The organism is Pseudomonas sp. B6002, assembly GCF_013385985.1.
Classification (GTDB): domain Bacteria; phylum Pseudomonadota; class Gammaproteobacteria; order Pseudomonadales; family Pseudomonadaceae; genus Aquipseudomonas.
Genome location: NZ_JACAOY010000025.1, coordinates 165489 through 188392 on the forward strand (window position 1 = coordinate 165489; position 22904 = coordinate 188392).

General features: G+C 59.4%; 29 protein-coding genes. 15 read left to right on the forward strand and 14 right to left on the reverse strand.

The annotated features are described in order from the left end of the window. The first annotated feature begins 132 nt into the window (after positions 1-132). A complete protein-coding gene (locus tag HX792_RS25850; RefSeq protein ID WP_176998736.1) occupies positions 133-1335 on the forward strand; it encodes an ROK family transcriptional regulator in 1203 nt (400 codons plus the stop codon). Positions 1336-1392: 57 nt separating this feature from the next. Here HX792_RS25850 and HX792_RS25855 read toward each other — a convergent pair whose 3' ends face one another. Continuing rightward, a complete protein-coding gene (locus tag HX792_RS25855) occupies positions 1393-1938 on the reverse strand; it encodes a DUF4410 domain-containing protein (protein WP_176998737.1) in 546 nt (181 codons plus the stop codon). 335 nt (positions 1939-2273) lie between these two features. On the opposite strand from HX792_RS25855, the gene HX792_RS25860 reads away from it, so the two are divergent. The 3 genes from HX792_RS25860 to pcp are packed head-to-tail and all read left to right on the forward strand — an operon-like array spanning position 2274 to position 4587. Then, positions 2274-2990 carry a DUF969 domain-containing protein gene (locus HX792_RS25860; RefSeq protein WP_176998738.1) on the forward strand — a complete coding sequence of 239 codons (717 nt, stop codon included), beginning with the start codon at positions 2274-2276 and terminating at the stop codon, positions 2988-2990. Then, entirely contained in the window at positions 2987-3937 is a 951-nt protein-coding gene (locus HX792_RS25865) for a DUF979 domain-containing protein (protein ID WP_176998739.1), read from the forward strand. The genes HX792_RS25860 and HX792_RS25865 overlap by 4 nt, the downstream gene beginning before the upstream one ends. Before the next feature lie 8 nt (positions 3938-3945). Then, complete coding sequence (gene pcp / locus HX792_RS25870; protein WP_176998740.1) at positions 3946-4587, forward strand: pyroglutamyl-peptidase I; 642 nt, start codon at positions 3946-3948, stop codon at positions 4585-4587. Between the two features lie 15 nt (positions 4588-4602). On the opposite strand, the gene HX792_RS25875 is transcribed toward pcp, so the two are convergent. From HX792_RS25875 to HX792_RS25895, 5 genes are all read right to left on the reverse strand, one after another. Beyond that, positions 4603-4920 (reverse strand): hypothetical protein, encoded by a 318-nt coding sequence (locus HX792_RS25875; protein ID WP_256349905.1) that lies wholly within the window; start codon positions 4918-4920, stop codon positions 4603-4605. 121 nt (positions 4921-5041) lie between these two features. Further along, complete coding sequence (locus HX792_RS25880) at positions 5042-6442, reverse strand: heavy metal sensor histidine kinase (RefSeq protein ID WP_176998741.1); 1401 nt, start codon at positions 6440-6442, stop codon at positions 5042-5044. After that, positions 6439-7110 (reverse strand): heavy metal response regulator transcription factor, encoded by a 672-nt coding sequence (locus tag HX792_RS25885; protein ID WP_016970977.1) that lies wholly within the window; start codon positions 7108-7110, stop codon positions 6439-6441. Before HX792_RS25885 ends, HX792_RS25880 begins: the two co-directional genes overlap by 4 nt. 42 nt (positions 7111-7152) lie before the next feature. Then, positions 7153-7413, reverse strand: coding sequence for a DUF2790 domain-containing protein (locus HX792_RS25890; protein ID WP_176998742.1), 261 nt, complete (start codon positions 7411-7413; stop codon positions 7153-7155). A 111-nt stretch (positions 7414-7524) separates the two neighbouring features. Beyond that, a complete protein-coding gene (locus tag HX792_RS25895; protein ID WP_176998743.1) occupies positions 7525-8295 on the reverse strand; it encodes an alpha/beta fold hydrolase in 771 nt (256 codons plus the stop codon). Positions 8296-8512: 217 nt separating this feature from the next. Between HX792_RS25895 and HX792_RS25900 the strand changes: the two genes are divergently transcribed. Next, the gene (locus tag HX792_RS25900; protein WP_176998744.1) at positions 8513-9190 is read left to right on the forward strand and encodes an HAD family hydrolase; all 678 of its coding nucleotides are present in this window, start codon (positions 8513-8515) and stop codon (positions 9188-9190) included. Positions 9191-9201: 11 nt separating this feature from the next. Here HX792_RS25900 and HX792_RS25905 read toward each other — a convergent pair whose 3' ends face one another. After that, positions 9202-9498 carry a hypothetical protein gene (locus tag HX792_RS25905; protein WP_176998745.1) on the reverse strand — a complete coding sequence of 99 codons (297 nt, stop codon included), beginning with the start codon at positions 9496-9498 and terminating at the stop codon, positions 9202-9204. A gap of 567 nt (positions 9499-10065) precedes the next feature. Further along, positions 10066-10260 carry a carbon storage regulator CsrA gene (csrA, locus tag HX792_RS25910; protein ID WP_003192511.1) on the reverse strand — a complete coding sequence of 65 codons (195 nt, stop codon included), beginning with the start codon at positions 10258-10260 and terminating at the stop codon, positions 10066-10068. Between the two features lie 263 nt (positions 10261-10523). On the opposite strand from csrA, the gene HX792_RS25915 reads away from it, so the two are divergent. Beyond that, the gene (locus HX792_RS25915) at positions 10524-10889 is read left to right on the forward strand and encodes an SPOR domain-containing protein (protein ID WP_176998791.1); all 366 of its coding nucleotides are present in this window, start codon (positions 10524-10526) and stop codon (positions 10887-10889) included. 31 nt (positions 10890-10920) lie between these two features. Here HX792_RS25915 and HX792_RS25920 read toward each other — a convergent pair whose 3' ends face one another. The 3 genes from HX792_RS25920 to HX792_RS25930 all read right to left on the reverse strand — a co-directional run bounded on the left by HX792_RS25920 (position 10921) and on the right by HX792_RS25930 (position 13130). Further along, entirely contained in the window at positions 10921-11610 is a 690-nt protein-coding gene (locus tag HX792_RS25920; RefSeq protein ID WP_176998746.1) for an endonuclease, read from the reverse strand. Positions 11611-11614: 4 nt separating this feature from the next. Then, positions 11615-11866, reverse strand: coding sequence for a DUF1654 domain-containing protein (locus HX792_RS25925; RefSeq protein WP_176998747.1), 252 nt, complete (start codon positions 11864-11866; stop codon positions 11615-11617). 175 nt (positions 11867-12041) lie between these two features. After that, a complete protein-coding gene (locus HX792_RS25930) occupies positions 12042-13130 on the reverse strand; it encodes an asparaginase (RefSeq protein ID WP_176998748.1) in 1089 nt (362 codons plus the stop codon). A gap of 555 nt (positions 13131-13685) precedes the next feature. Between HX792_RS25930 and HX792_RS25935 the strand changes: the two genes are divergently transcribed. From HX792_RS25935 to HX792_RS25965, 7 genes are read left to right on the forward strand one after another with little or no spacing between them, the layout of a single operon-like run. Beyond that, positions 13686-14645: a sugar ABC transporter substrate-binding protein gene (locus HX792_RS25935; protein WP_176998749.1), complete on the forward strand. Its 960-nt coding sequence runs from the start codon at positions 13686-13688 to the stop codon at positions 14643-14645. A 57-nt stretch (positions 14646-14702) separates the two neighbouring features. Beyond that, complete coding sequence (locus HX792_RS25940) at positions 14703-16256, forward strand: sugar ABC transporter ATP-binding protein (RefSeq protein WP_176998750.1); 1554 nt, start codon at positions 14703-14705, stop codon at positions 16254-16256. Then, positions 16253-17230: an ABC transporter permease gene (locus HX792_RS25945; RefSeq protein ID WP_176998751.1), complete on the forward strand. Its 978-nt coding sequence runs from the start codon at positions 16253-16255 to the stop codon at positions 17228-17230. The genes HX792_RS25940 and HX792_RS25945 overlap by 4 nt, the downstream gene beginning before the upstream one ends. A 3-nt stretch (positions 17231-17233) precedes the next feature. Beyond that, positions 17234-18256 carry a LacI family DNA-binding transcriptional regulator gene (locus HX792_RS25950; RefSeq protein ID WP_176998752.1) on the forward strand — a complete coding sequence of 341 codons (1023 nt, stop codon included), beginning with the start codon at positions 17234-17236 and terminating at the stop codon, positions 18254-18256. A gap of 23 nt (positions 18257-18279) precedes the next feature. Then, the gene (gene rbsK, locus HX792_RS25955; protein ID WP_176998753.1) at positions 18280-19197 is read left to right on the forward strand and encodes a ribokinase; all 918 of its coding nucleotides are present in this window, start codon (positions 18280-18282) and stop codon (positions 19195-19197) included. After that, complete coding sequence (rbsD, locus tag HX792_RS25960) at positions 19194-19598, forward strand: D-ribose pyranase (RefSeq protein ID WP_176998754.1); 405 nt, start codon at positions 19194-19196, stop codon at positions 19596-19598. Before rbsK ends, rbsD begins: the two co-directional genes overlap by 4 nt. A gap of 25 nt (positions 19599-19623) precedes the next feature. Then, on the forward strand, positions 19624-20652 hold the full coding sequence (locus tag HX792_RS25965) for a nucleoside hydrolase (RefSeq protein WP_176998755.1): 1029 nt from the start codon (positions 19624-19626) through the stop codon (positions 20650-20652). Between the two features lie 33 nt (positions 20653-20685). Here the strand turns inward: HX792_RS25965 and HX792_RS25970 are convergent, their stop codons facing one another. Next, positions 20686-20898, reverse strand: a complete 213-nt coding sequence (locus HX792_RS25970) for a hypothetical protein (RefSeq protein WP_176998756.1) — start codon at positions 20896-20898, stop codon at positions 20686-20688. A gap of 156 nt (positions 20899-21054) precedes the next feature. Here HX792_RS25970 and HX792_RS25975 point away from each other — a divergent pair, with 156 nt between their 5' ends. Then, entirely contained in the window at positions 21055-21363 is a 309-nt protein-coding gene (locus HX792_RS25975; RefSeq protein ID WP_176998757.1) for a hypothetical protein, read from the forward strand. 143 nt (positions 21364-21506) lie between these two features. Beyond that, positions 21507-21827, forward strand: coding sequence for an I78 family peptidase inhibitor (locus HX792_RS25980; RefSeq protein WP_176998758.1), 321 nt, complete (start codon positions 21507-21509; stop codon positions 21825-21827). Between the two features lie 73 nt (positions 21828-21900). On the opposite strand, the gene HX792_RS25985 is transcribed toward HX792_RS25980, so the two are convergent. Both HX792_RS25985 and HX792_RS25990 read right to left on the reverse strand, forming a co-directional pair. Further along, positions 21901-22113 carry a cold-shock protein gene (locus HX792_RS25985; protein ID WP_003234260.1) on the reverse strand — a complete coding sequence of 71 codons (213 nt, stop codon included), beginning with the start codon at positions 22111-22113 and terminating at the stop codon, positions 21901-21903. A 292-nt stretch (positions 22114-22405) separates the two neighbouring features. Beyond that, the gene (locus tag HX792_RS25990; RefSeq protein WP_176998759.1) at positions 22406-22717 is read right to left on the reverse strand and encodes a hypothetical protein; all 312 of its coding nucleotides are present in this window, start codon (positions 22715-22717) and stop codon (positions 22406-22408) included. Positions 22718-22904: the final 187 nt, after the last annotated feature.

The following is a 22904-nucleotide window of genomic DNA, read 5'->3' on the forward strand; positions in this document are numbered from 1 at the left end:
CGACCCGTCATTGTTTTTATGGGGCGTAACCGGCATTCGCAGTGGGTGCGAGAGACCGAGGCGCCTAGAAAACCACAGCAAGAGTATTAATTCAACTTGATTTAATTAATCACCTGCACGGATTATCGGCCCATGAAGAACCTCCCGAACACACGCACCGTCACCACCGGCACCAACGCCGAACACGCCCGTTTGCATAATCGTCGGGTGATTCTCGAAGCCATTCGCCAGAGCGGGCGCCTGACCCGTGCCGACCTCACACGGCTGACCTCGCTCACTGCGCAGACGATTTCCAACATCGTCACCGAGTTGCAGGAGGAGGGCGTGTTGCTGGCCCACGCGGCCGAGAAGGGTGGGCGAGGCCAGCCGCCGGTACCGCTGTCGTTGAACCCTGAGGGCGGCTATTCCATTGGGTTTCATATCGAGCAGCACCGCATCATCGGGGTATTACTAAACCTGCTCGGTGAGACGGTGGCTCAAGTCACCCTGACGGTCAGCTATCCCACTTTCGAGCAGGCGTTGCCGCTGATCCTGGACCATGTGAAAGGGTTTCGGCAGCAACGACCGGGGGCGCGTTTTCTGGGGGTGGGCATTGCGTTGCCCGGGCCTTTCAGCGTCGAGGGCATGACGGCCGTGGGGCCAACGGCGATGTCCGGCTGGGACGATCCAGGTATCCCGTTGCGCTTGCAGCAAGAGGTCGGCCTGCCGGTGCTGATTGAAAACGACGCCACCGCCGCGACCATGGGCGAGCGCCTGTACGGTATTGCCAGCGACCTGAACAATTTCGTGCATTTGTTCATCGGCAGTGGGCTTGGCGCGGGTCTTTACCTGGGTAACCGTTTGTATTCCGGCCATTGGCACAATGCCGGTGAGATCGGTCACATGACGGTCATCCCGGGGGGCAAGGCGTGTTTTTGCGGCAACCAGGGATGCCTGGAGCGCTACATTTCGATCGCTGCATTGCTCGAGCACCTGGGATATCCCGCCGATCATGACCTCGGCACCTGGGACGCCAACGATCAGGTGCTCAACGCGCGCGTAGAGGGTTGGCTGGATGAGGCGGTGCCAGCGTTGCGCCAAGCGATCAACATTCTTGAGTCGGTGCTCGACCCGCAGACTATCTTGATCAGCGGCTTTCTGCCCGACGCCATTCTGGCGCGCTTGATCACCCGCCTTGAGCCCTTGAGCCGTTCGATCAGCAGCCGTTCGGGCCGTCAGTATTCGCGCATTCAGATGGGCGCGGCGGGGCAGGATGCGGTGGCGCTGGGGGCGGCCGCCCTGATGATCCTGGCCGAGATCAGCCCTGACTATGAGGCGTTGCTCAAGCCGGAGTGAGGAGGGGCGCTCGCGGATGACCTTCAGGCCATCAGCGAGGCTTTTCTTGCAGGCGAATTACTTGGCTTTGGCGCTCTTGATGTCGCTGATCAATTGCTTGGCAATCGCCTGGACCTGCTTCTGGGTCATGGCCGAGGCAATCCCTTCCCAGGCGGACGACGACGTGTCGTAAGTACGTGAGCCGATCGGCGCGCCGGATTTCAGGTCAGAAAAGTCGGCACGTGAGAACACCCAGGCATTCCCCACCAGGGCGCCGGCCACGTAGCGCGAACCCGGTTCGATGTAGCGGAACTTGCTGACGTTGATGCTGATACCGACGCCGTCTGCGGCACCAGTGGTGACCGACGGGCTTTCCGTCAGGTTGAAACCGGCCTGGCGCGCTTCAACCGCAAGTGCGTTGTTCCAGTCACGCTTGAGCAGGTTCCAGTCCGGATTCTGCTCCACCTGGTTTTCGCCTTTGATGCTGACGACGAGGTTCTGCTTGGCAGATTCGGGGATGGCCAGCGCTTCACTACCGCCACTTTTTACCTTGGCGGCGCAACCCCCCAGCATGGACAGGGCTACAGCACACGAGAGAACGATCAGGGCCTTTGGGGCTTTCATTGAATTTCCATATCCACAACAGTTTGGGGAGGGCGCGCCGGTGTCGGCACCGCACCCGAGAATCGGGCGGCGCTACGATGCTCGACCATGCGGTTGTTTGTCCACATCTTGTTACGTTCAGCCCTGCAATCACCCACAAGAATTATTGGTTTGCAGCAACAATTTTTCTTGTTGGACACCCCCGCCCCCAGGCAGCAAAGTTGCCGCCACTGACGCTCGACCTTCAAGGTCAACAATAAAAACCGCGCCGGGCTGCACGCCACTTTCATGCTGTGAACCCTTGGCTCACAACCTGCTATCACGGCGCCGCAGCGCGCATTCAGGACCTCATCGTCATGCAAACTGTTGTGAACCTATGGCCGTTAATCGGCGTACTTGTCATCGTGGTTGGCTTTGTCTTGCGCTTCAATCCGCTGCTGGTGGTCACCGCAGCCGCCATCGCCACCGGGCTGGCAGCGCAGTTTCCGTCGGAGAAAATTCTCGCCAGCATGGGTGAAGGTTTCCTTCAGACCCGCGCCCTGCAACTGATTCTGTTACTGCCCCTGGCGGTCATTGGCCTGCTGGAGCGCCATGGCCTGCGCTTGCATGCGCAAAACTGGATTGCGCGGTTCGAGCGTGCGACCGTCGGGCGCTTGTTGATCATCTACCTGTTTGTACGCGAATCCACCGCGGCCATGGGCTTGACCAGCCTGGGTGGCCACCCGCAAATGGTGCGCCCGTTGCTGGCGCCGATGGCGGAAGGTGCGGCGGAAAAACGCTATGGCAAGCTGCCTGATAAACTGCGCCACAAAGTGCTGGCCATGTGCGCGGCGACCGACAACGTCGGCCTGTTTTTTGGCGAGGACATCTTCGTCGCCTTTGGTGCGATTGCACTGATGCACACCTTCCTGCTGGGCTCCGGCATCGACGTGGAGCCCCTGCACATCGCCGTGTGGGGCATCCCGACGGCGATCTGCGCTTTCATCATCCATGCGATCCGCCTGCATCGATTTGACCGAAGGCTCACCCGCGACATGACGCCGGCAGCCACCTCAGTGGAGGCTGCGCAATGATCATCTCCATTCAATACCTGTACTGGCTGGCCGGTGTGTTGCTGCTGATCACGGCGGGCATGATCCTGCTGGATCGAAACCACCCCAAACGCTGGTCCACTGCGTTGTTCTGGTTACTTTTCGCTATTCCGTTCCTGGTAGGCGAGCGCCTGCCGCCGGTGGTCATCGGGATGGGCGTGGTGGTGATGGCGCTGATCGCAGGGTTGGGTGGCGTAGGGCGCGGGGTTCATGGCCAATTGCACGACAAGGCTGCCCGCGCCAGTGCCGGTCGCCTGGGCCACAAACTGTTTATCCCGGCGCTGGCGATTCCGTTGACCACGGTGATTGGTTCGGTGCTGCTCAAAAACACTCAAATCGGCGGCGTGGCATTGCTGGACCCGAAGAACACCACGTTCGTCTCCCTCGGCATTGGCTGCCTGATCGCCCTCGGCCTGGCGTGCTGGCTGACCCGTGACACGCCGGTGCAAGCCCTGCGCGAGTCACGACGCCTGACCGAAGCCTTGGGCTGGGCCATGGTGCTGCCGCAGATGCTGGCCATGCTCGGGCTGTTGTTCAACGAGGCCGGGGTCGGCACGGCGGTGGCGCATGTCACCACCACTTACATCAACCTGGATTTCAAGCTGGTGGCGGTGATGGTCTATGTGCTGGGCATGGCCTTGTTCACCGTGATCATGGGCAACGGCTTTGCCGCGTTCCCGGTGATGACCGGTGGCGTGGGTGTCCCTGTGCTGGTGGGGATCTATGGTGGTAACCCGGCGGTGATGGCTGCGATCGGCATGTTCTCCGGCTACTGCGGTACGCTGATGACGCCGATGGCGGCCAACTTCAACATCGTGCCGGCAGCGTTGCTCGAGTTGCCCGACAAGAATGCCGTGATCAAGGCGCAGCTGCCGACCGCCTTGATGATGCTGGTGGTCAATATTGTCCTGCTCTACCTGTTGATGTGAGGCTAACGATGCACACTGTTTTGCTGACGGGCTTTGAGCCCTTTGATCAAGACCCGGTGAATCCTTCTTGGGAAGCGGTTCGCCAACTGGATGGAGTGCAAGTAGGGAGCGACATGCAGGTTGTTGCGCGTCGCTTGCCCTGTGCGTTTGCCACGGCGGGAGACTGCCTGATCCAGTTGATCGATGAGCTGCGACCGTCGATGGTCATTGCGACGGGCCTGGGGCCTGGGCGCAGCGATATCTCCGTTGAGCGAGTGGCAATCAACCTCAACGATGCGCGAATCCCGGATAACCTGGGTGCGCAGCCAATTGATACGGCCGTGGTGCCTGATGGCCCGGCTGCCTATTTTTCCACGTTGCCGACCAAGGCCATGGTCAAGGCTGTGCGTGAGTCGGGCATTGCCGCGTCAGTCTCGCAAACGGCAGGGACGTTTGTGTGCAACCAGGTGTTCTATCGATTGCAACATGCACTGGTTGGGTCGGGCGTACGCAGTGGGTTTATTCATGTGCCGAACCTGCCGGAGCAGGTGATGGGATCGGGGCAGCCTTCGATGGCGCTGGGAACGTTGGTTGAAGGGTTACGAGTGGCACTCCTGGCGGCGTGGCGAACAACAGTGGATATCAGTGAAACGGGCGGGCAGGTCAGTTGACCAGCCCGCAGGGGCTCAACTTGTCAGAAGTCGGGTCAAGCCGAAAGTAATAGCGCAGGCCAGTCCTGTCATCGCGAAGGCTGTGGCTACATACCATTTGATGAGGTTGAGCTCGGTCGTCGCGAGGTCTGCCCGCGTGGCGAAGTGTTTTTCTGAGGAATCTGTTCTGCTTGATACGGCGATCAGCTTCTCTTTCATTTCCGCCAGCCCCTTTTCAAGTAAGCCCAATCTTTTTTCCACGCCCGAACCTCCTCCATTTCCTCCACCGCCTCTGCCTTGAGCCGGCATGTTCAGCGTACTTTCTGCGCTGAGTCGATACTGTTTTTTCTCCAACGCCTGACACCTGTTTCCGATCATTTGAAAGAGCACGTTGGAAGCAAGAGTAGTGGGAGTTCGGCGCGGCTGTGACATTGAAATTTTTGCAAAATAACTCGGAACGCCTGGCGTGCGGTTCTCACTCCTCCCGCCGAGGAAAGAACAATTCAAAACGCGTGGTTCCCGCCTCACTGCTCACACTGTACCGCCCGTTATGCAACTGCATGATGGTCGCCACGATCGACAACCCCAGCCCGTTGGACTGAGCCGAACGTTCCCGCGACTCATCCACCCGGTAGAAGCGTTCAAACAGCCTGGGCAAATGCTCCGCCGCAATGGTTTCGCCTCGGTTGCTGACACTCAGGTGAATGCCGTCGTCGTTCGGCACTGCCGCAATCACCAGCTCGGAACTCGGCGCGCCATATTTGATGGCATTGGCGCATAGATTGGCCAGGGCGCGGCGCAGCAACATCGGCTCGGCCCAGATCACGCCGTCACCTTGCGCGAGAATGCTGATGTCCACATCACTCGCCAGCCCTTCGAAGTAGTCGGCCATCCGCTCCACTTCATCAGCCGCGCTCAGTTCCTGACGCTGGCGCAAGGCGCTGGCGGGGTCGGTGCGGGCCAGGAACAGCATGTTGTCGAGCATCCGCGCCAGGCGTTCGAGTTCTTCGACGTTGGAAGCCAGCAGTTGCTGGTAGCTCTCGATGCTGCGGTTTTGCTGCAGCGCCACCTGGGTTTCCCCCAACAGATTGTTGATCGGCGTGCGCAGCTCGTGGGCCATGTCGGTGGACACTTGGCCCAGTTGCACAAAGCCCTTGGCGAGTCGCTCCAGCATGGTGTTAAAGGAATCGATCATCGGCAGCAGTTCTTTGGGCGCACCGTGGCTGTCGAGGCGTTCGGCCAGGTTGCCCACGCCGATGCCCTGGGCGTGCCTGGCCAGGCGCCGCAGAGGCACGAGCCCGCGGTGGACCAACAGGTAACCCACCAGGGCGAGGATGATCGCGGCAATGGTCGCCAGCACAAATACGCTCAAGCGATAGCTGGCGAGCATGGCGGTGCGTTCGGTCATCAGGCGCCCGGTGGTGACCTGCAGGCTGCCCAGGTCGCCGGAGTCGATGGAGGCGGCCACGGTTGCGAAGGGCACGCCATTCACGCCGGGCAAATGGTGCACGTCGGAAAAACCCAGCTCATGGCCCCGTGGCACCGGGGTCACGGTAGGCATTTCAATGTTGCCCGGGTTGACCAGCAGCAACGGTGTCTGGCCCGGCGCCGCGATGCTCAGCACCGACTCGCTGTTGCCCAGCATATTCTGGAACAGTTCCGGCTTGGTCTTGATCAGGTCCAGCGTGTTGCTGTCGTTGAGCAGATTGCGCAACTGATCTGCGCGATAGATCAGTGCGGCGTCATCACGTTTGATCAGCTCGCGTTCCAGCTCGCGATACAACGCCACGCCCAGGGTGGCCAAGAGGCCGAAGGCAAGCAAGGCGAAGATCAACGCCAGGCGCAGGGTCAGGGAGTAATGGCGAGTGCGGCTCATGGCTGGGTATCGAAGCGGTAGCCGATGCCCCGCACGCTGTGGATCAACTTGAGCTGGAACGGGTCGTCGATTTTCAGGCGCAGGCGCCGCACGGCCACGTCCACCACATTGGTGTCGCTGTCGAAATTCATGTCCCACACCCGCGAGGCGATCATCGAGCGTGACAGCACCTGGTCCTGGTGCGTGGCGAACAGATGCAGCAGGGCGAACTCTTTGTTGGTCAGGGTAATGCGCGTGCCGGCGCGGGTGACGCGGCGCTTGAGCACGTCGATTTGCAGGTCGGCGATCTGCAGCTGTTCCTCTTCGCGGCTCGGGCCACGACGGGTCAGGGTGCGCAGGCGTGCGACCAGTTCGGCGAAGGAAAACGGTTTGATCAGGTAATCGTCGGCGCCCAGTTCCAGGCCCTTGATGCGGTCGGCGATGTCATCGCGGGCGGTCAGAAACAACACGGGTGTATCCGCTTCCTTGCGCAGGCGACGCAACACTTCCCAGCCGTCCATTTTAGGCATCATCACGTCCAGCACAATCACGTCGAACGGCGTTTCCAGCGCCTGGTGCAACCCGTCCACGCCATCACGGGCGAGGCTCACGGAGTAGCCCAGTTCCTGCAGGCCATTGAGCAGGTAATTGCCGGCCTTGGGTTCGTCTTCGACTACGAGAATATTCATGGGAAGTGCCTTGGTTCGTCGCGTTGCGCAAGTGTAGCCCGATCAATTGTCACTGGCGCAACCGATGCCTTGCACCTGGTAGTCCAGTACGTGTTCGCGACCCTGGTGGTCCAGGTAGTCGAGGCGGGCTGGGACGATGCCGCATTGGCCGTAGGTGTCGGTGCTCGACAGCACTTTGTCGACATCCAAGTGAACAAAGAAACCGACCTTGTCGTGGATCACGTTGGCGGCGGGTGCGGTGTCGGCAGCAAACACTGAACCGGTGGCAAGCAAAGCGGTAAAGCCGAGGATAAACAGTTTCATGGCGGTATCTCTCTTTAAGGGCTGGCTGCCAGGTCCTGGCAGTAAGTTCACGGTAACCAGGTGACGCAAACAGCCAGCCAACAGGATGATGACAAGTTCGTAATGAAGGGCTTAAGGCTGGCGGCCCGACGCTTCGAGGATCAGGTCGGTGATTTCCTTGGCGTGGGACACCAGCGACAGGTGGCTCGACGGCAGCTCGATGGTGGTGGCGTTCATGCGCTTGGCGAGGAAGCGTTCCAGGTCCGGGTTGATGGTCTGGTCATTGGCCGACACCGCGTACCAGGACGGCTTGGTGTGCCAGGCGGCGTTCACGGTGCGGCCGCTGAACAAGGTCTTGGTGATGGGTTGCTGCACGGCATACAGCTCGAGGGCCTTGGTGCGAGGCACGTCAGCGGCGAAGTACTTGAGGAACGCGTCCTGACTCAGGGTGAGGTAGCCATCGTGGTCTTCAACGCCGGCACGTACTGGCATGGTCGGGTACTTGGCGGAGAGGGCGACGAAGTCTTCGTTGGCGTCCGGCGCACGGGCGGCGACGTACACTAGCGAGCTGACTTTCGAATTCGCGCCAGCGTCGCTGACCACGGTGCCGGCGTATGAATGGCCGACCAGTACGGTAGGGCCGTCCTGTTGATCAAGGACGCGATTGGTCGCGGCAACGTCATCGGCGACCGAGGTCAGCGGGTTTTGCACCGCGGTGACGTGCAGACCGGCCGCTTGCAAGCGAGTGATCACTTCGGACCAGCTCGACCCATCGGCCCAGGAGCCATGCACCAGTACCACGTTGTTGGCTTTGACCGGCGCGACGGTGCTGGCCATGGCGGTGCCGGTTCCCAGCATCAACAGGCTGGCGGCGATCAGGCAAAGTTTGCTTGCAGGCTTCATGGGTGGACCCTTTTTCATCAGTGGGAAGTGGCGTCAACCGGTGTGGGTGACTGACGACTCCACTGTATGAAGTGAGGGTGCTTCTTAGACTGACAGCTTCATTACAAACCTGTAATCCAATCGGCTTGGCGTGCGCCGCCGTCGTTTACAAGCGCGGGCGTGATCCGTAGATTGCATCGGGCCTTTTACGTGTCCCTGCCCAAGAGGAAGCCCAGCAGTGTCTATCTCCGCTCCTGCCATTTTTGCCCGACGTTACCGCGCCTTTCTGTTTGACATGGACGGTACCCTGCTCAATTCCATCGCTGCGGCGGAGCGCGTGTGGAGCATCTGGGCGCAGCGCCATGGCCTGGATGTAGCGGCGTTCCTGGCAACCATTCACGGGGCAAGGGCCATCGACACCATTACTCGCCAGGCGTTGCTGGGCGTTGATCCGGAAGTTGAGGCGCAGTGGATTACCGAGGCCGAAATCAACGATGTCGAGGGGGTCGTGGCGATACCCGGCGCTGTCGAGTTTCTGAACGGCTTGCCAGGCGATCAATGGGCGTTGGTCACGTCAGCACCCAGGGAGCTTGCGTTGCGGCGCCTGCAGGCTGCCGGTATCAGTCCGCCGGCGGTGCTGGTGACCGCTGAGGATGTGGCGGTCGGCAAGCCGGATCCGGCGTGTTACGTGCTGGGCGCGCAGCGTTTGGGCGTTCCGGTGCAGGATTGCCTGGTGTTTGAAGATGCAGCGGTGGGTATTCGCGCAGGGGAAGCAGCGGGGGCGGATGTGGTCGTGGTGACGTCGACGCACCTGAAGCCCATGCACACGCCGCATCTTTCGATCGACGGTTATGGGCAATTACAGGCCCGGCGTGACGATGAGGGGTTGTTGCTGCTGTCGAACCGTGTGGGCTGAAGCGGTTCCCGCTAGCGGTCGTCCTTGTCGTTGGGAAGGGGAGGTTCTGGGGGCGCTTGTAGCCGGTTGTTCTTCATGCCTTGGCGCGACAGCACCATTTCCCTGAGGATTTCGTTGGCGAGCCGGGCAATGGCTTCGGCGCCACGGTAGTGGGCGCGGACGATACCGGTGACTGCGAAATGATCTGTTTCGGGACCACTGAGAATGGCTGAAAGCGTACCGTCGGCGTGCAGCGTACAGGCGATCTTGTAACTGGGCAAACGCGCTGCCAGTGCGGCTTCAATTTCGGATTTACTCAGGGTATCCATCTGCTTTTGTGCCTATTGCGGACCGTGCAAACCCAAGCATAGAACTTGCCGGGAGACTGTAAATACCAGCGATCCGATAGCGCTGCACGGGCCGTCAACGTGCTGTTTTCTGCGGTGGGGAATGGTTTGCGCGACGGCACAGTTTGCGTTGCATCGCCGTTTGAATCGGCTTGAGGCAGAATGCGAACAGATAGGCACCGAGGAAGAGCATCAGGTCCAGCCACGAATGGGCTTGGCGCCCGCTATCCGGGTTTATTTCACACCTCAGGCCATATTCGAACCCCAAGAAGATTAGCCCTATCAGCAGCGTGATCGTCCAAGAGCGAATTACAAATGGCTGCGCAGTGGATCGCCTCATCTGTGTGCTCCCGGTGCACTCCGATGGCAAGGAATGAGTCAGGAGTTTCGGCTATGAATAAAGCAACAAGTTCCAGGCGTGAAGACAGTTTCATCTTGTTGCCAGGAAGCAGGGCGGGGCGCGCTGATCACGCCACAACCACGTGAACAGGCCAAGCAGGTTTTCGCCAGCCGTTACAGTGAACGAAAAGGCTGGCTACTGAGGGCGCTTCAAGGCGTCTGGTTTTTATCCGGAGCAGTCAGGCCGGCCTGGATGCGCTGGTAAATCTCCTCGCGATGCACGGCAACATCCTTGGGCGCGTTGATGCCGATTCGTACTTGCTGGCCGCTGACGCCCAGGATGGTGATCGTGATGTCATCACCGATGTTTATGCTTTCACCAACTTTGCGGGTGAGTATAAGCATGGACTTCTCCTTGATTACTTTTAAGGACACATGTTTCAGACAGGGCAGATGTCGGATGTGTGTAGCTTACTGCTTAAGCGCTTCCCTGTGACTGCCTCTTTTAGGACGCATAGAGGCGACATTAATTCCCATGGCGGCATCATACAGGTCTGCGATACATCATTCGCATTGTTTAAGCTAACGTTTATGACGGCCAGAATAGACAGTGAATGATAAAGTTGCCTCTTTATCCTTAAAGGAGCAGGGCAGTGCGTAAAGTAGCGATGGCAATTGCGGTGTTGGCCTTGGCCGGTTGCGGTGAAGGCAAAAGCGTCGACGCCCCCAAGGCCAAGCCTGCCGTGACCGAAAGCCAGCCACAGACCGGCGCAATTGCTGCCCAGGAATGGGATGTATGGGTGGGCCCGCCGGATCACAAGTTGCAGGCGCTCACCGACCTGACCGCCTGGCTGCTGGAACATGGTTTCAATTTTTATATCGTGAAGGAAGACGGCAAGGACCAGGTATTGCTGGGGCCGTTCGCCAGCAAAGCCGAAGCAGAAGCCAAGCAGGCGCTGTTGACCGAGAAGCTGGCCCGCGCCAAGAAAAACGACACCGAGTCGCAGGTCATCGAACACAAGACCGCGCAGTAATCGGAAGGCTGGGCGGGTTCCCCGCCCCCTTTCAGCCGCAGGCCTTGAGGTTCACCGGGCCGACAAATTCGTTGCCGCGCCCCATCACACAGGCCACGGTCTGATTGCGCTGGCGCTCCCAGGGTTGCACCGGGTAGGTCTTGTTCCAGGCCTCATACAGTTGGCGGTCCTGTTTGGACAGGCGCAAACCGTATTGCTTGCTCATGTAGAAGTAAGTGCGGGCGATCATGCCCCGAATGGAAGGGCGCGGCATCACCTTCTTGGCCTTGAAGTCCACCTGGGTCAGGCATGAACCATACTGCCCGCTTTGCACCGGCAGCCAGCCAAAACTGAAGTTGTTACGGTCGCCGTTCACCTCGCCAATGCTGGGTACCAGGTTGTGCAGGTCGGCCTCGGCGCGCTTGAACACGTCATCGTGGCGCGTGCAGTTCTTGCGTCCTCCAGCTTGCCAGCACTGGCGTTGATGGCCGATCTGCCAGGCCGGGACGATGTGTTCCCACTCGATACGAGCGGCGCGGCTGGCGTTTTTGCGCGGGACGTAACCACAGGCTTTCAGGTCTACCCGATTACCGTTGTATTTGCAGCCGCAGTAAAACTCAGTGGATTGTGGGGCGTAGAGTTTCCAGGCGACCTTCTTGGCTTCGCTGAAGGTTCGGGGCGCCTGGGCATGGGCGGTGACGGCAAAGAACAAGCAAACCACAGCGGTAAAACGGACACTCATTGAATCAATCTTCCTTCGGCACAACCCAGAAAATCTGCACGCCGCCGTCATCCCGGTAGGCGAGGGTGACGTTATCGTTCTCCGCAATTTCTTCCAGCAGACGCTCCCATTCGTCCACCGGCTCATCCGGCAAACGGAAGATCAGGGCGGCCTTGGCTTTCTGTGCGTTGGTCGAGTTGATGATCTTTTGCACCCGAATGGCCAGGCGCTCGTAGGCATCAGGTGGAGTCGGCAGTGCGGAAGAGGACGTTGCCACGGAGAATTCCTTAGTAAGCTGTACGTGCATACAGTATTTAACTGTGGGCAATTTCGCAACTGCTTAAACTTCAGGAGTTAGGTCTGACAGCTGTCTGGGCGAATTCATGCAGGCGGGGCGTATCTGAAAGGTGGCAAGGGCGGACAAGCCGCCCGTGCCGAGATGCAGCCAGGAATCAATATTCCCAGAACATCCGTTGCAGCTCTTTGCTGTCCTGGGTCTTGGTCAGGGCAACCATGGCCAGGATCCGCGCTTTTTGCGGGTTCAGGTCATGGGCGGCAACCCAGTCGTACTTGTCGTCAGGCTGTTCAGCGTTACGCAGAACGAAACCGCCGGCATTCACGTGGGAAGAACGGATGATCTGCACGCCTTGCTTGCGCAGTTCCTGCAGGGCCGGTACGACTTTGGACGAGACCGAGCCGTTGCCGGTGCCGGCATGGATGATGGCTTTCGCGCCAGCCTGGGCCAGGGCCTTGACGGCGGTGTCGCTCACGTTGCCGTAGCCGTAGGCGATTTCAACATCGGGCAGGCTCTTGATGTTCTTGATGTCGAATTCGGAATCCATGGTGTGACGCTTGGCAGGCAGGCGGAACCAGTAGGATTTGCCTTCGACCACCATGCCCAGCGGGCCCCATGGGCTCTTGAACGCTTCGGTCTTGATGTTGATCATCTTGCTGACGTCACGACCCGACTGGATCTCGTCGTTCATGGTGACCAGCACGCCTTTGCCACGCGCGTCTTTACTGCCGGCGACGGCCACGGCGTTGTACAGGTTGAGCATGCCGTCAGCCGACATGGCGGTGCCTGGGCGCATCGAACCTACGACCACGATTGGCTTGTCGGTTTTTTCGACCAGGTTCAGAAAGTAGGCGGTTTCTTCCAGGGTGTCGGTGCCGTGGGTGATCACGATACCGTCCACGTCCTTGCTGTCGGCCAGTTCGGCTACGCGGCGACCCAGTTGCAGCAGGTTTTCGTTGTTGATGCTTTCAGATGCAATTTGCATCACTTGCTCGCCGCGAACGTTGGCGATATGGCTAAGCTCAGGAACACCGGCGATCAATTGTTCGATACCAACCTTGGCCGCCTGGTAGGTGGCACTGTTGGCCGCGCTGGCGCCAGCGCCGGCGATGGTGCCGCCGGTGGCAAGGATGACGACGTTGGAGAGTTTGGTTTTGGTTTCAGCTTCCTTTGCCTGGGCGGCAAGGGGGAACAGCAGCAGGAGGGCTAACGCGCCCGGAACAAAGTTCTTCAGTGCAGATTTCATTATTTTTCTCTCTGGTTTTTGATGAGTGCTGGTGCAGGTTCATCTAGAACACCCGGGCGATTCTGAATGCCTCGAGGTGCAGGGTAAGAGCAGGATTTGTACCAGGCTGATTGTGTCTGCAGTTATAAATTAACTTATTGATTTTAATCAGTTTATTTTTGGTTTTAGGGTTTTTAGTTTGAGTGGGTGTCCGGCTTTCCGAACGTTGGGGTGGGCTGGCGTTCGGTTGTCCGAAAGCGTGCTCGGTCAGCGCCAGGAGCCGGCAGCGCCGCCTGTCGTTTTAGAGAACGACCCAAGCAGTTGAATGTTTAACAGGATCAACCATGGGCCCCTGGGACAGGGGAGGGAGGGCGTGGATGAAAGGCTGTTTTCTCCCGTTGACAAATCTCGACAAGGTTCTCATAGTTTGGTGTAACGCAAACGTTTGCGAGATGTTTCACGATGCACGCCTTGAGGTATCGTGACAGCTCGTATCAGCCACCCGGGTGGGCCGGCTGCCGAAGCGTTCTTCGGTGCAAGCGTTGCTCACAATAATCATAAGATCGGAGTGAACCCATGAAGCTGCCATTTGCTGGACGTCTTCTTGCTGTCGCTGTGCTTGCTGCCGCATCCGCTGCCCTGCCGCTCTCCTCTGCATTTGCCGATGACGCTGCCGCCAAACCCAAGGTCGGCCTGGTCATGAAATCCCTCGCCAACGAATTCTTTGTCACCATGCAAGACGGTGCCAAGACGTATCAGAAAGAACATGCCGCCGATTTCGACATGATCACCAACGGGATCAAGAACGAAACCGACACCAGTGCGCAGATCGATATCGTCAATCAGATGATCCTCGCCAAGGTCAATGCGATTGTGATCGCCCCTGCTGACTCCAAGGCACTGGTTACCGTGCTGAAGAAAGCCTCGGACGCCGGCATCAAGGTCGTCAACATCGACAACCGTCTTGACCCGGACGTGCTGAAAAGCAAAAACCTCGACATCCCGTTCGTAGGCCCGGACAACCGCAAAGGTTCCAAGCTGGTCGGCGATTACCTGGCCAAGCAACTGGCTTCGGGTGACAAGGTCGGCATCATCGAAGGCGTTCCGACCACCACCAACGCCCAGCAACGTACCGCAGGCTACAAGGATGCGATGGACGCTGCCGGCATGAAGATCGTCTCCACCCAGTCGGGTAACTGGGAAATCGACCAAGGCCAGAAAGTGGCGTCCGCCATGCTGAGCGAATACCCGGACCTCAAGGCCTTGTTGGCCGGTAACGACAACATGGCCCTGGGCGCCGTCTCCGCCGTACGTGCGGCAGGTAAAGCGGGCAAAGTGCTGGTCGTGGGCTATGACAATATCGAAGCGATCAAGCCGATGTTGCAGGACGGCCGCGTATTGGCGACCGCCGACCAGGCTGCTGCCCAGCAAGCTGTGTTCGGCATCCAGAACGCGCTCAAGCTGGTCAAGGGTGAGAAAGTCGATGCCAAAGACGGCGTGATCGAAACCCCGGTCGAACTCGTCCTCAAGAAGTAATCCTGGCAGCACCCAACAGCGCCCGCTTGTCCTGAGCGGGCGCCTGGAGATTTTCCTATGTCATCTTCCGCCCCGAACGCTGTCCTCTCGGTCAGCGGTATCGGCAAGACCTATGCCCAACCGGTTCTGTCCGACATCACTCTGACGCTCAATCGCGGGGAAGTGCTGGCGCTGACCGGTGAAAACGGCGCAGGCAAAAGCACCTTGTCGAAGATCATCGGTGGCCTTGTCACGCCGACCACCGGGCACATGCAGTTCAACGGCCAGGACTTCCGTCCGGGCAGCCGCACCCAGGCTGAAGAGTTGGGCGTGCGCATGGTCATGCAGGAACTCAACCTGCTGCCGACCCTGACCGTGGCTGAAAACCTGTTCCTGGACAACCTGCCCAGCCACTGTGGCTGGATCAGCCGCAAGCAACTACGCAAAGCCGCAATCGAGGCCATGGCCCAGGTCGGCCTGGATGCGATCGACCCTGACACCCTCGTCGGTACCCTGGGTATCGGCCACCAGCAGATGGTGGAAATCGCCCGTAACCTGATTGGCGATTGCCATGTGCTGATCCTCGACGAACCCACGGCGATGTTGACCGCCCGTGAAGTCGAGATGCTGTTTGAACAGATCACCCGCCTGCAGGCCCGCGGCGTGGCGATCATTTATATTTCGCACCGGCTCGAAGAGCTGGCCCGTGTCGCCCAGCGCATTGCAGTATTGCGTGATGGCAAGCTGGTCTGTGTCGAGCCGATGGCCAACTACAACAGCGAGCAACTGGTCACCTTGATGGTCGGTCGCGAGTTGGGTGAGCAGATCGACCTGGGGCCGCGCACTATCGGCGGCCCGGCCCTGACGGTGAAGGGCCTGACGCGTTCGGACAAGGTCCGCGATGTGTCCTTTGAAGTGCGTGCTGGCGAGATCTACGGCATTTCCGGCCTGATCGGCGCTGGCCGTACCGAATTGCTGCGCCTGATCTTCGGTGCTGACCTGGCAGACAGTGGCACCGTTGCGCTGGGCTCGCCGGCCCAGGTGGTGAGCATCCGTTCGCCAGTGGATGCGGTAGGGCATGGCATCGCCTTGATTACCGAAGATCGCAAGGGCGAAGGCCTGCTGCTGACTCAATCCATCAGTGCCAACATCGCCCTGGGTAACATGCCGGAAATCTCCGGTGGTGGCGTGGTGAATGCGCGTGACGAAACGGCCCTGGCCAAGCGCCAGATCGACGCCATGCGCATCCGCAGTTCCAGCCCGGCACAACTGGTGTCCGAGTTGTCCGGTGGTAACCAGCAGAAAGTCGTGATTGGCCGCTGGCTGGAGCGTGATTGTGCGGTGATGCTGTTCGACGAGCCGACCCGCGGCATCGACGTGGGCGCCAAGTTCGACATTTATGCCTTGCTCGGCGAACTGACTCGCCAGGGCAAAGCGCTGGTGGTGGTGTCCAGTGACCTGCGTGAGCTGATGCTGATCTGCGATCGCATCGGTGTGCTCTCGGCCGGGCGCTTGATCGAGACATTCGAGCGCGACAGCTGGACCCAGGATGAATTGCTTGCCGCCGCCTTTGCCGGCTATCAGAAACGTGATGCGCTGCTCAACGACGCAGTGCTTAGGGATACCCCATGAAAACAACAACTTCCCCTGGTAAAACCGGCGGCAATTTCTACGGCCTGGGCACTTATCTTGGGCTGGCGGGTGCGTTGCTGGCGATGATTGCGCTGTTCTCGGTGCTGAGCGATCACTTCCTGTCCTATGACACCTTCAGCACCCTCGCCAACCAGATCCCTGACCTGATGGTGTTGGCGGTGGGCATGACGTTCATCCTCATCATCGGTGGCATCGACCTGTCGGTAGGCTCAGTGCTGGCACTGGCTGCGTCGGCGGTCAGCGTGGCGATCCTGGGCTGGGGCTGGAGCGTATTGCCGGCCGCTGTGCTCGGCATGGGCTGTGCGGCATTGGCTGGCACCATCACCGGTTCGATCACCGTGGCGTGGCGGATTCCGTCGTTTATCGTGTCACTCGGCGTGCTGGAAATGGCTCGTGGTGTCGCTTACCAAATGACGGGCTCGCGCACGGCGTACATCGGTGATTCCTTCGCCTGGCTATCGAACCCGGTGGCGTTCGGCATTTCGCCATCGTTTATCATTGCGCTGCTGGTGATCATCGCCGCCCAGTTGGTGTTGACCCGTACGGTGTTCGGTCGTTACCTGATCGGCATCGGTACCAACGAAGAGGCCGTGCGCCTGGCGGGGATCAATCCCAAGCCCTACAAGATCCTGGTGTTCAGCCTGATGGGCCTGTTGGCAGGCGTGGCGGCACTGTTCCAGATTTCACGGCTCGAAGCGGCTGATCCGAATGCCGGCTCCGGCCTCGAGCTGCAGGTGATCGCCGCCGTGGTGATCGGCGGCACCAGCCTGATGGGCGGGCGCGGTTCGGTCATCAGTACCTTCTTTGGTGTGTTGATTATTTCGGTACTGGCAGCTGGACTGGCGCAGATTGGTGCCACGGAGCCCACAAAGCGCATCATTACCGGTGCCGTGATCGTGATCGCCGTGGTTCTCGATACCTACCGCAGCCAGCGCGCCAGTCGGCGAGGCTGAACCATGGCAACGATCAAGGATGTGGCAGCGCTTGCAGGTATTTCCTACACCACGGTGTCCCATGTGGTGAACAAGACGCGCCCGGTCAGCGAGCCTGTGCGGATCAAGGTCGAGGCGGCGATCAAGCAGCTGGACTATGTACCGAGTGCTGTTGCACGCTCGCTCAAGGCCAAGACCACCGCCACCATCGGTCTGTTGGTGCCCAACAGCCTCAACCCGTATTTTGCGGAGCTGGCGCGGGGCATTGAGGATTACTGCGAGCGTAATGGCTACTGCGTCATCCTCTGCAACTCCGACGACAATGCTGAAAAGCAGCGCAATTATCTGCGCGTGTTGTTGGAGAAACGCATCGACGGCTTGATCGTGACCTCGGTAGGCGGTGACGACAGCGGCCTCGCGGCCGGCTTGAGCGCGGTGCGCACGCCGATGGTGATTGTCGACCGCGCGCTGGACGGCATTGATGTCGACCTGGTACGCATCGACCACGAAGAGGGCGCCTACCTGGCGACTAAACATTTGCTGGAGCTGGGTCACCGGGACATTGCCTGCATTGGCGGCCCGGGGCATACCCGCGTAGCGCAGATGCGTTTGGCGGGCTATCACCGGGCGCTGCGTGAGGCGGGTGTAGAAGTGGCAGCGGGGCGCACCGAAGAAAGCGATTTCACCAGCACCGGTGGTTATGCCGCAGCGGTGAAGCTATTGGCGCAGAACCCGCCCAGCGCGATCTTTGCCAGCAACGACATGATTGGCTTCGGCGTGTTACGCGCGGCGGCCGAGCGCAACATCCGCGTGCCGGGCGAACTGTCGGTGATCGGTTTCGATGATATTCAAATGGGCCGCTACGTGTACCCGGCGCTGACCACGGTCGGGCAGTCGATCGTGCAGCTGGGCGAGACGGCGGCCGAGCTTTTGCTGCAACGAATTGCAACCCCCCAACTGCCGATCGATCAACGCATCGTGACGCCGAGTATTGTGTTGCGAGAGTCCACGGCACCTTTTGCCGGGGTCTTCGCCCAATACCGCTGAACCGAATTGATGAGTACTGATGTATGCCAGCAAAAGTAGTGGTAATAGGCAGCTTGAACATGGACCTGGTGACCCGTGCCAGCCGGTTGCCGCGTGCCGGTGAAACCTTGATCGGTCAGACGTTCACCACGGTGCCTGGCGGCAAGGGTGCCAACCAGGCGGTGGCGGCAGCGCGCCTGGGTGCCGAGGTGGCGATGGTCGGTTGCGTGGGGACTGACGCCTACGGCACCCAGTTGCGCGATGCGCTGCTGGTGGAAGGCATTGATTGCCAGGCCGTCGCCACGGTGGACGGCTCCAGCGGCGTGGCATTGATAGTGGTGGACGACAGCAGCCAGAACGCGATCGTGATCGTGGCCGGCAGCAACGGTGAGCTGACACCTGCGTCACTGCAAGCCTCTGACGCCGTTCTGCAGGCGGCCGATGTGATCATCTGCCAGCTTGAAGTGCCGATGGCCACCGTTGGCCATGCGCTCAAGCGCGGGCGTGAGCTGGGCAAGGTCGTCATCCTGAACCCGGCGCCGGCCAGCGGCCCGTTGCCGGGAGACTGGTATGCCGCGATCGACTACCTGATCCCCAATGAGAGCGAAGCCACGGCCCTCAGTGGCGTGACGGTGGACTCTCTCGAAAGTGCCCAGGTTGCCGCGACACAATTAATCAAGGCCGGCGCCGGCAAAGTCATCATCACCCTGGGTGCCCAAGGCGCGCTGTTGGCCGATGGCAAGGGCTTCGAACACCTGGTGGCGCCAAAGGTCAAGGCTGTGGATACCACGGCGGCCGGTGACACCTTTGTCGGAGGCTTTGCTGCGGCGCTGGCCAATGGCAAGAGCGAAGCCGAGGCTATCCGATTTGGCCAAGTGGCAGCGGCGCTGTCAGTGACACGTGCCGGTGCGCAGCCCTCTATTCCCACGCTGCACGACGTTCAAGGTTTTGTGCCCTCATGAAAAAGACACCGCTCCTCAATATTGCACTGTCACGCGTCATCGCGTCCCTGGGTCACGGCGATGTGCTGGTGATCGGTGATGCCGGCTTGCCGGTACCGCCTGGCGTCGAGCTGATTGACCTGGCGCTGACCCAAGGCATTCCGGATTTCATCAGCACCTTGCGCATTGTGCTCAGCGAGATGCAGGTGGAAAGCCACGTGCTGGCCGAGGAGATCCTGCTCAAGCAGCCACCGGCGTTGGCGGCCCTTAATACCCTGACCGAGCAGGCGGCCCTGGGCGAGCGCCGTCTGGTCAGCCATGAAGAATTCAAGCAATTGAGCCGCAAGGCTCGCGCCGTCGTGCGCACGGGCGAGTGCCAGCCTTATTGCAACATCGCGCTGGTGTCCGGCGTAACTTTCTAGCGTTCCCAATGACAAGGAGTGTTTCATGCAACGTGGTCTACCCACCCTGAAAAACCTGTTCCGGAGTGTCCTGCTCTTGTCCGCACTCACCGCAGCCAGCGCCCATGCGGCGGAAAAAATCGACCTGATCATCGACACCGACCCCGGTGCTGATGACGTAGTAGCCTTGCTGTTTGCCATGGCTTCTCCGGAGGAGTTGCACATTCGAGCGCTGACCACTGTCGCCGGCAATGTGCGCCTGGACAAGACTTCCCGCAACGCACGGCTGGCCCGTGAGTGGGCAGGGCGCGAAGATATTCCGGTGTATGCCGGCGCACCCAAGCCGCTGCTGCGCACGCCGATCTATGCCGAGAATATCCACGGCAAGGAAGGCATCTCCGGCGTCACCGTGCATGAGCCGAAAAAGGGCCTGGCCGAAGGCAATGCGGTTGATTACCTGATCAAGACCTTGAGCACCGCCAAGCCCCATAGCATCACCATCGCCATGCTCGGTCCGCAGACCAACCTGGCGCTGGCATTGACCCAGGCGCCGGAAATCACCCAAGGCATCAAGGAGGTCGTGGTGATGGGCGGTGCGCACTTCAATGGCGGCAACATTACGCCAGTGGCCGAATTCAATCTGTTCGCCGACCCGGTTGCGGCCGAGATCGTACTCAAGAGTGGCGTCAAGTTGACCTACCTGCCGCTGGACGTGACCCACAAAGTCCTGACCAGCGAAACGCGTTTAAAAAAGATCGCAGACCTCAACAACAACGCGAGCAAAGTCGTCAGCAATATCCTTAACGAATACGTCAAAGGCGATATGGAGCACTACGGCATCCCCGGTGGCCCGGTGCACGATGCCACGGTGATTGCTTATCTGCTCAAGCCTTCACTGTTCAGCGGCCGTCAGGCCAATATGGTGGTCGATAGCCGCGAAGGCCCGACTTTCGGTCAGACCATCGTCGACTGGTACGACGGCCTGAAGCAGGAAAAGAATGTGTTCTGGGTCGAGAACGGCGACGCCCAGGGCTTCTTCGATCTGCTGACTGAGCGCTTGGCACGCTTGAAGTAAGGTGTTTGCCGGTCGGCGCTCGTCGACCGGTTCTTATTCCCGCTCGGGGTCGTGTGCACCCATGTGATCGGCCGGGTATTTTTCGAATACCTGACCGATAAAGGCTTGCGCCGCTTGGGTGCCCAATTCCTTGACCAGCAGGTCGATACCGATGATTGCCAATTCTTCCGGGCTTCCGGGGCTGTAGGAACTTTGTCCCTGAGGCCACTTGGCTTTGATATCGGCTTGGAGGGTTACAGTGCTCATGGCTGTCTCGCGGTGTTGAAAGTACTGGGTAATGCGCTGGAACGCGGTTCTTGCCGGCGCAGTTAACCATTTTGCGCCGCGTTTGGCACTGCTACTTAGGCATGAGCGAGGGGCTGTGCGACACTGTCTCCCTGTTTAATTGCCGGGAATGAACGCGTGCAGATCGATTTGAACAACCCCGACAACCTGAACCTGGCCGCCGTGCGCCAGTTGATTGCCAGTGCCAGTGACGATGAACATGCCCAATTGCGGGTGACCAAGGCCGGGATCGCTTATATCTCTTCTGGCAGGGCGGTGGGTGGTGTCGAGATCGAAGGGTTGCTGTTTCGCCTGGAGACCTGGGCCAAGGGCTCAGGCTACGTCGGCAACGTGGCTGCCAGCGATGAAGTCTGGGTGACCCAGATCCTGAATGCGCTTACGCAGAACTGGCCAAAACCTTCGTCCGACTACATCGATATCTACTGAGTACGTTCATATCTGGTGACGATTGCTCGGGCGAATGCCGCGCAAGAGTAGGGCAGACTTGCCCTCCGGCGGTTTACGTCTTGAAACCAATCCGCCATATCGCTGTCGCACGATCTCTGTCCATTTTTATCATAGGAGGCTTCATGCCTTGGAAGCTCGCATCATTCGGTACTTTGTTGGCAGCACTCGCGTTGGCGGGTTGCAGCACCCCGGGTGCCTCTGAGCCAGGCAAAGCAACCGCCGCCGCTGACGTCACTCATACCCGCTGTGAGTCGAAAGCCGCCGAGTTCGCAATCGGCCAGAAAGCCTCGCCCCAGTTGCTGGAGCAGGCCCGTACCCGTGCCGGTGCGCAGAACGCACGGATTCTCAAGCCAAACGACATGATTACCCTGGAATACCGCTCCGATCGCCTGAACCTGAACACCGACGACAACCTGGTGATCACGCGGGTCAATTGCGGCTGATCGCTTCAAGGCTTTTACAGCGCCCATAAAAAACCCCGCCACATGGACGGGGTTTTTTTAGCTCAGCGGAGAATTACTCGCCGCGAACCTGTGCAGCTTGCATACCCTTTTGGCCTTTCTCAGCCACGAAGGAAACGGTTTGGCCTTCTTTCAGGCTTTTGAAACCGTCGCTTTCGATAGCTTTGAAGTGTACGAACAGGTCGTCACCGCCACCTTGAGGAGTGATGAAGCCGAAGCCTTTTTCATCGTTGAACCATTTAACGGTGCCGGTTTGGCGATTAGACATGGTGTATCTCCAAGAAACATATATTTTCAGTAGTGCTGTGCTGCTCAGGCCAACTGGGCACACCGGGCTATCATAGTCGAAATGTTCGGCTTGGGAGCCCCCCCAAGGCATTGTTTGCTAATCAATAGCGTTGCGTTTAGTGCTTCGGTCGGCTGAAAGCCCCGATCTACGGGGCTTTGGCGCGAAATATCAGCTGTTAAAAAAAGCCGTAAAAGCTGCGTAATTTGTGAGATAAGGCAATTTTCAGGCTGTTTTTTCAACAAATTGACCGTCTGAACACGGGTATGGCTGACTATTTTTTCACGACTTTGCAGGACGAAATCGCCGCAACCGCCTTGTTTTTAAGCGCAGGGCTGGCATTCGGGTTTTTCATGAGCTCTGTGATTTCCGCCGTGGTCAGCTCGGCATTGATCTTGTCGGCGCCACATTCGCAATGGTCTTTGGCGGTTTTGGCGTCGACGTTCTGCTGGGCTGCTGCGCTGCAATCTTTGACGAAGCTATCGCGGGCGCCGGCAGGCCAGTTCGAGGGAGCGGCTGCATGTGCGCCGAGGGACATCAGCGTCAGGGAGGCGGCGAGGGCGAGGGTCGAGGTAAAACGCATCATGGGATGCTCCTTTGGGTCGAGGACGAACAGCAATTCTCAGTGGGTTTGAGGTAGTGCGTACAGCTCAAGTTCACTTTTGCAGCAGTAAAGCCCGGAATTTTTCTTTACATGAGGCCGCGCCGGCGCGACGACCGTTCATCTGTGCTAGCATCGTCGACCTGGCTATTTCCAGGCGCGCCATTTGCCG

Bases quoted from the DNA above. Each gene is read 5' to 3' on its own strand.
- HX792_RS25850 (WP_176998736.1), top strand. From the start codon at position 133: ATGAAGAACCTCCCGAACACACGCACCGTCACCACCGGCACCAACGCC.
- HX792_RS25855 (WP_176998737.1), bottom strand. From the start codon at position 1,938: ATGAAAGCCCCAAAGGCCCTGATCGTTCTCTCGTGTGCTGTAGCCCTG.
- HX792_RS25860 (WP_176998738.1), top strand. From the start codon at position 2,274: ATGCAAACTGTTGTGAACCTATGGCCGTTAATCGGCGTACTTGTCATC.
- HX792_RS25865 (WP_176998739.1), top strand. From the start codon at position 2,987: ATGATCATCTCCATTCAATACCTGTACTGGCTGGCCGGTGTGTTGCTG.
- pcp (WP_176998740.1), top strand. From the start codon at position 3,946: ATGCACACTGTTTTGCTGACGGGCTTTGAGCCCTTTGATCAAGACCCG.
- HX792_RS25880 (WP_176998741.1), bottom strand. From the start codon at position 6,442: ATGAGCCGCACTCGCCATTACTCCCTGACCCTGCGCCTGGCGTTGATC.
- HX792_RS25885 (WP_016970977.1), bottom strand. From the start codon at position 7,110: ATGAATATTCTCGTAGTCGAAGACGAACCCAAGGCCGGCAATTACCTG.
- HX792_RS25890 (WP_176998742.1), bottom strand. From the start codon at position 7,413: ATGAAACTGTTTATCCTCGGCTTTACCGCTTTGCTTGCCACCGGTTCA.
- HX792_RS25895 (WP_176998743.1), bottom strand. From the start codon at position 8,295: ATGAAGCCTGCAAGCAAACTTTGCCTGATCGCCGCCAGCCTGTTGATG.
- HX792_RS25905 (WP_176998745.1), bottom strand. From the start codon at position 9,498: ATGGATACCCTGAGTAAATCCGAAATTGAAGCCGCACTGGCAGCGCGT.
- csrA (WP_003192511.1), bottom strand. From the start codon at position 10,260: ATGCTTATACTCACCCGCAAAGTTGGTGAAAGCATAAACATCGGTGAT.
- HX792_RS25915 (WP_176998791.1), top strand. From the start codon at position 10,524: ATGGCAATTGCGGTGTTGGCCTTGGCCGGTTGCGGTGAAGGCAAAAGC.
- HX792_RS25920 (WP_176998746.1), bottom strand. From the start codon at position 11,610: ATGAGTGTCCGTTTTACCGCTGTGGTTTGCTTGTTCTTTGCCGTCACC.
- HX792_RS25930 (WP_176998748.1), bottom strand. From the start codon at position 13,130: ATGAAATCTGCACTGAAGAACTTTGTTCCGGGCGCGTTAGCCCTCCTG.
- HX792_RS25935 (WP_176998749.1), top strand. From the start codon at position 13,686: ATGAAGCTGCCATTTGCTGGACGTCTTCTTGCTGTCGCTGTGCTTGCT.
- HX792_RS25940 (WP_176998750.1), top strand. From the start codon at position 14,703: ATGTCATCTTCCGCCCCGAACGCTGTCCTCTCGGTCAGCGGTATCGGC.
- HX792_RS25945 (WP_176998751.1), top strand. From the start codon at position 16,253: ATGAAAACAACAACTTCCCCTGGTAAAACCGGCGGCAATTTCTACGGC.
- HX792_RS25950 (WP_176998752.1), top strand. From the start codon at position 17,234: ATGGCAACGATCAAGGATGTGGCAGCGCTTGCAGGTATTTCCTACACC.
- rbsK (WP_176998753.1), top strand. From the start codon at position 18,280: ATGCCAGCAAAAGTAGTGGTAATAGGCAGCTTGAACATGGACCTGGTG.
- rbsD (WP_176998754.1), top strand. From the start codon at position 19,194: ATGAAAAAGACACCGCTCCTCAATATTGCACTGTCACGCGTCATCGCG.
- HX792_RS25965 (WP_176998755.1), top strand. From the start codon at position 19,624: ATGCAACGTGGTCTACCCACCCTGAAAAACCTGTTCCGGAGTGTCCTG.
- HX792_RS25970 (WP_176998756.1), bottom strand. From the start codon at position 20,898: ATGAGCACTGTAACCCTCCAAGCCGATATCAAAGCCAAGTGGCCTCAG.
- HX792_RS25980 (WP_176998758.1), top strand. From the start codon at position 21,507: ATGCCTTGGAAGCTCGCATCATTCGGTACTTTGTTGGCAGCACTCGCG.
- HX792_RS25985 (WP_003234260.1), bottom strand. From the start codon at position 22,113: ATGTCTAATCGCCAAACCGGCACCGTTAAATGGTTCAACGATGAAAAA.
- HX792_RS25990 (WP_176998759.1), bottom strand. From the start codon at position 22,717: ATGATGCGTTTTACCTCGACCCTCGCCCTCGCCGCCTCCCTGACGCTG.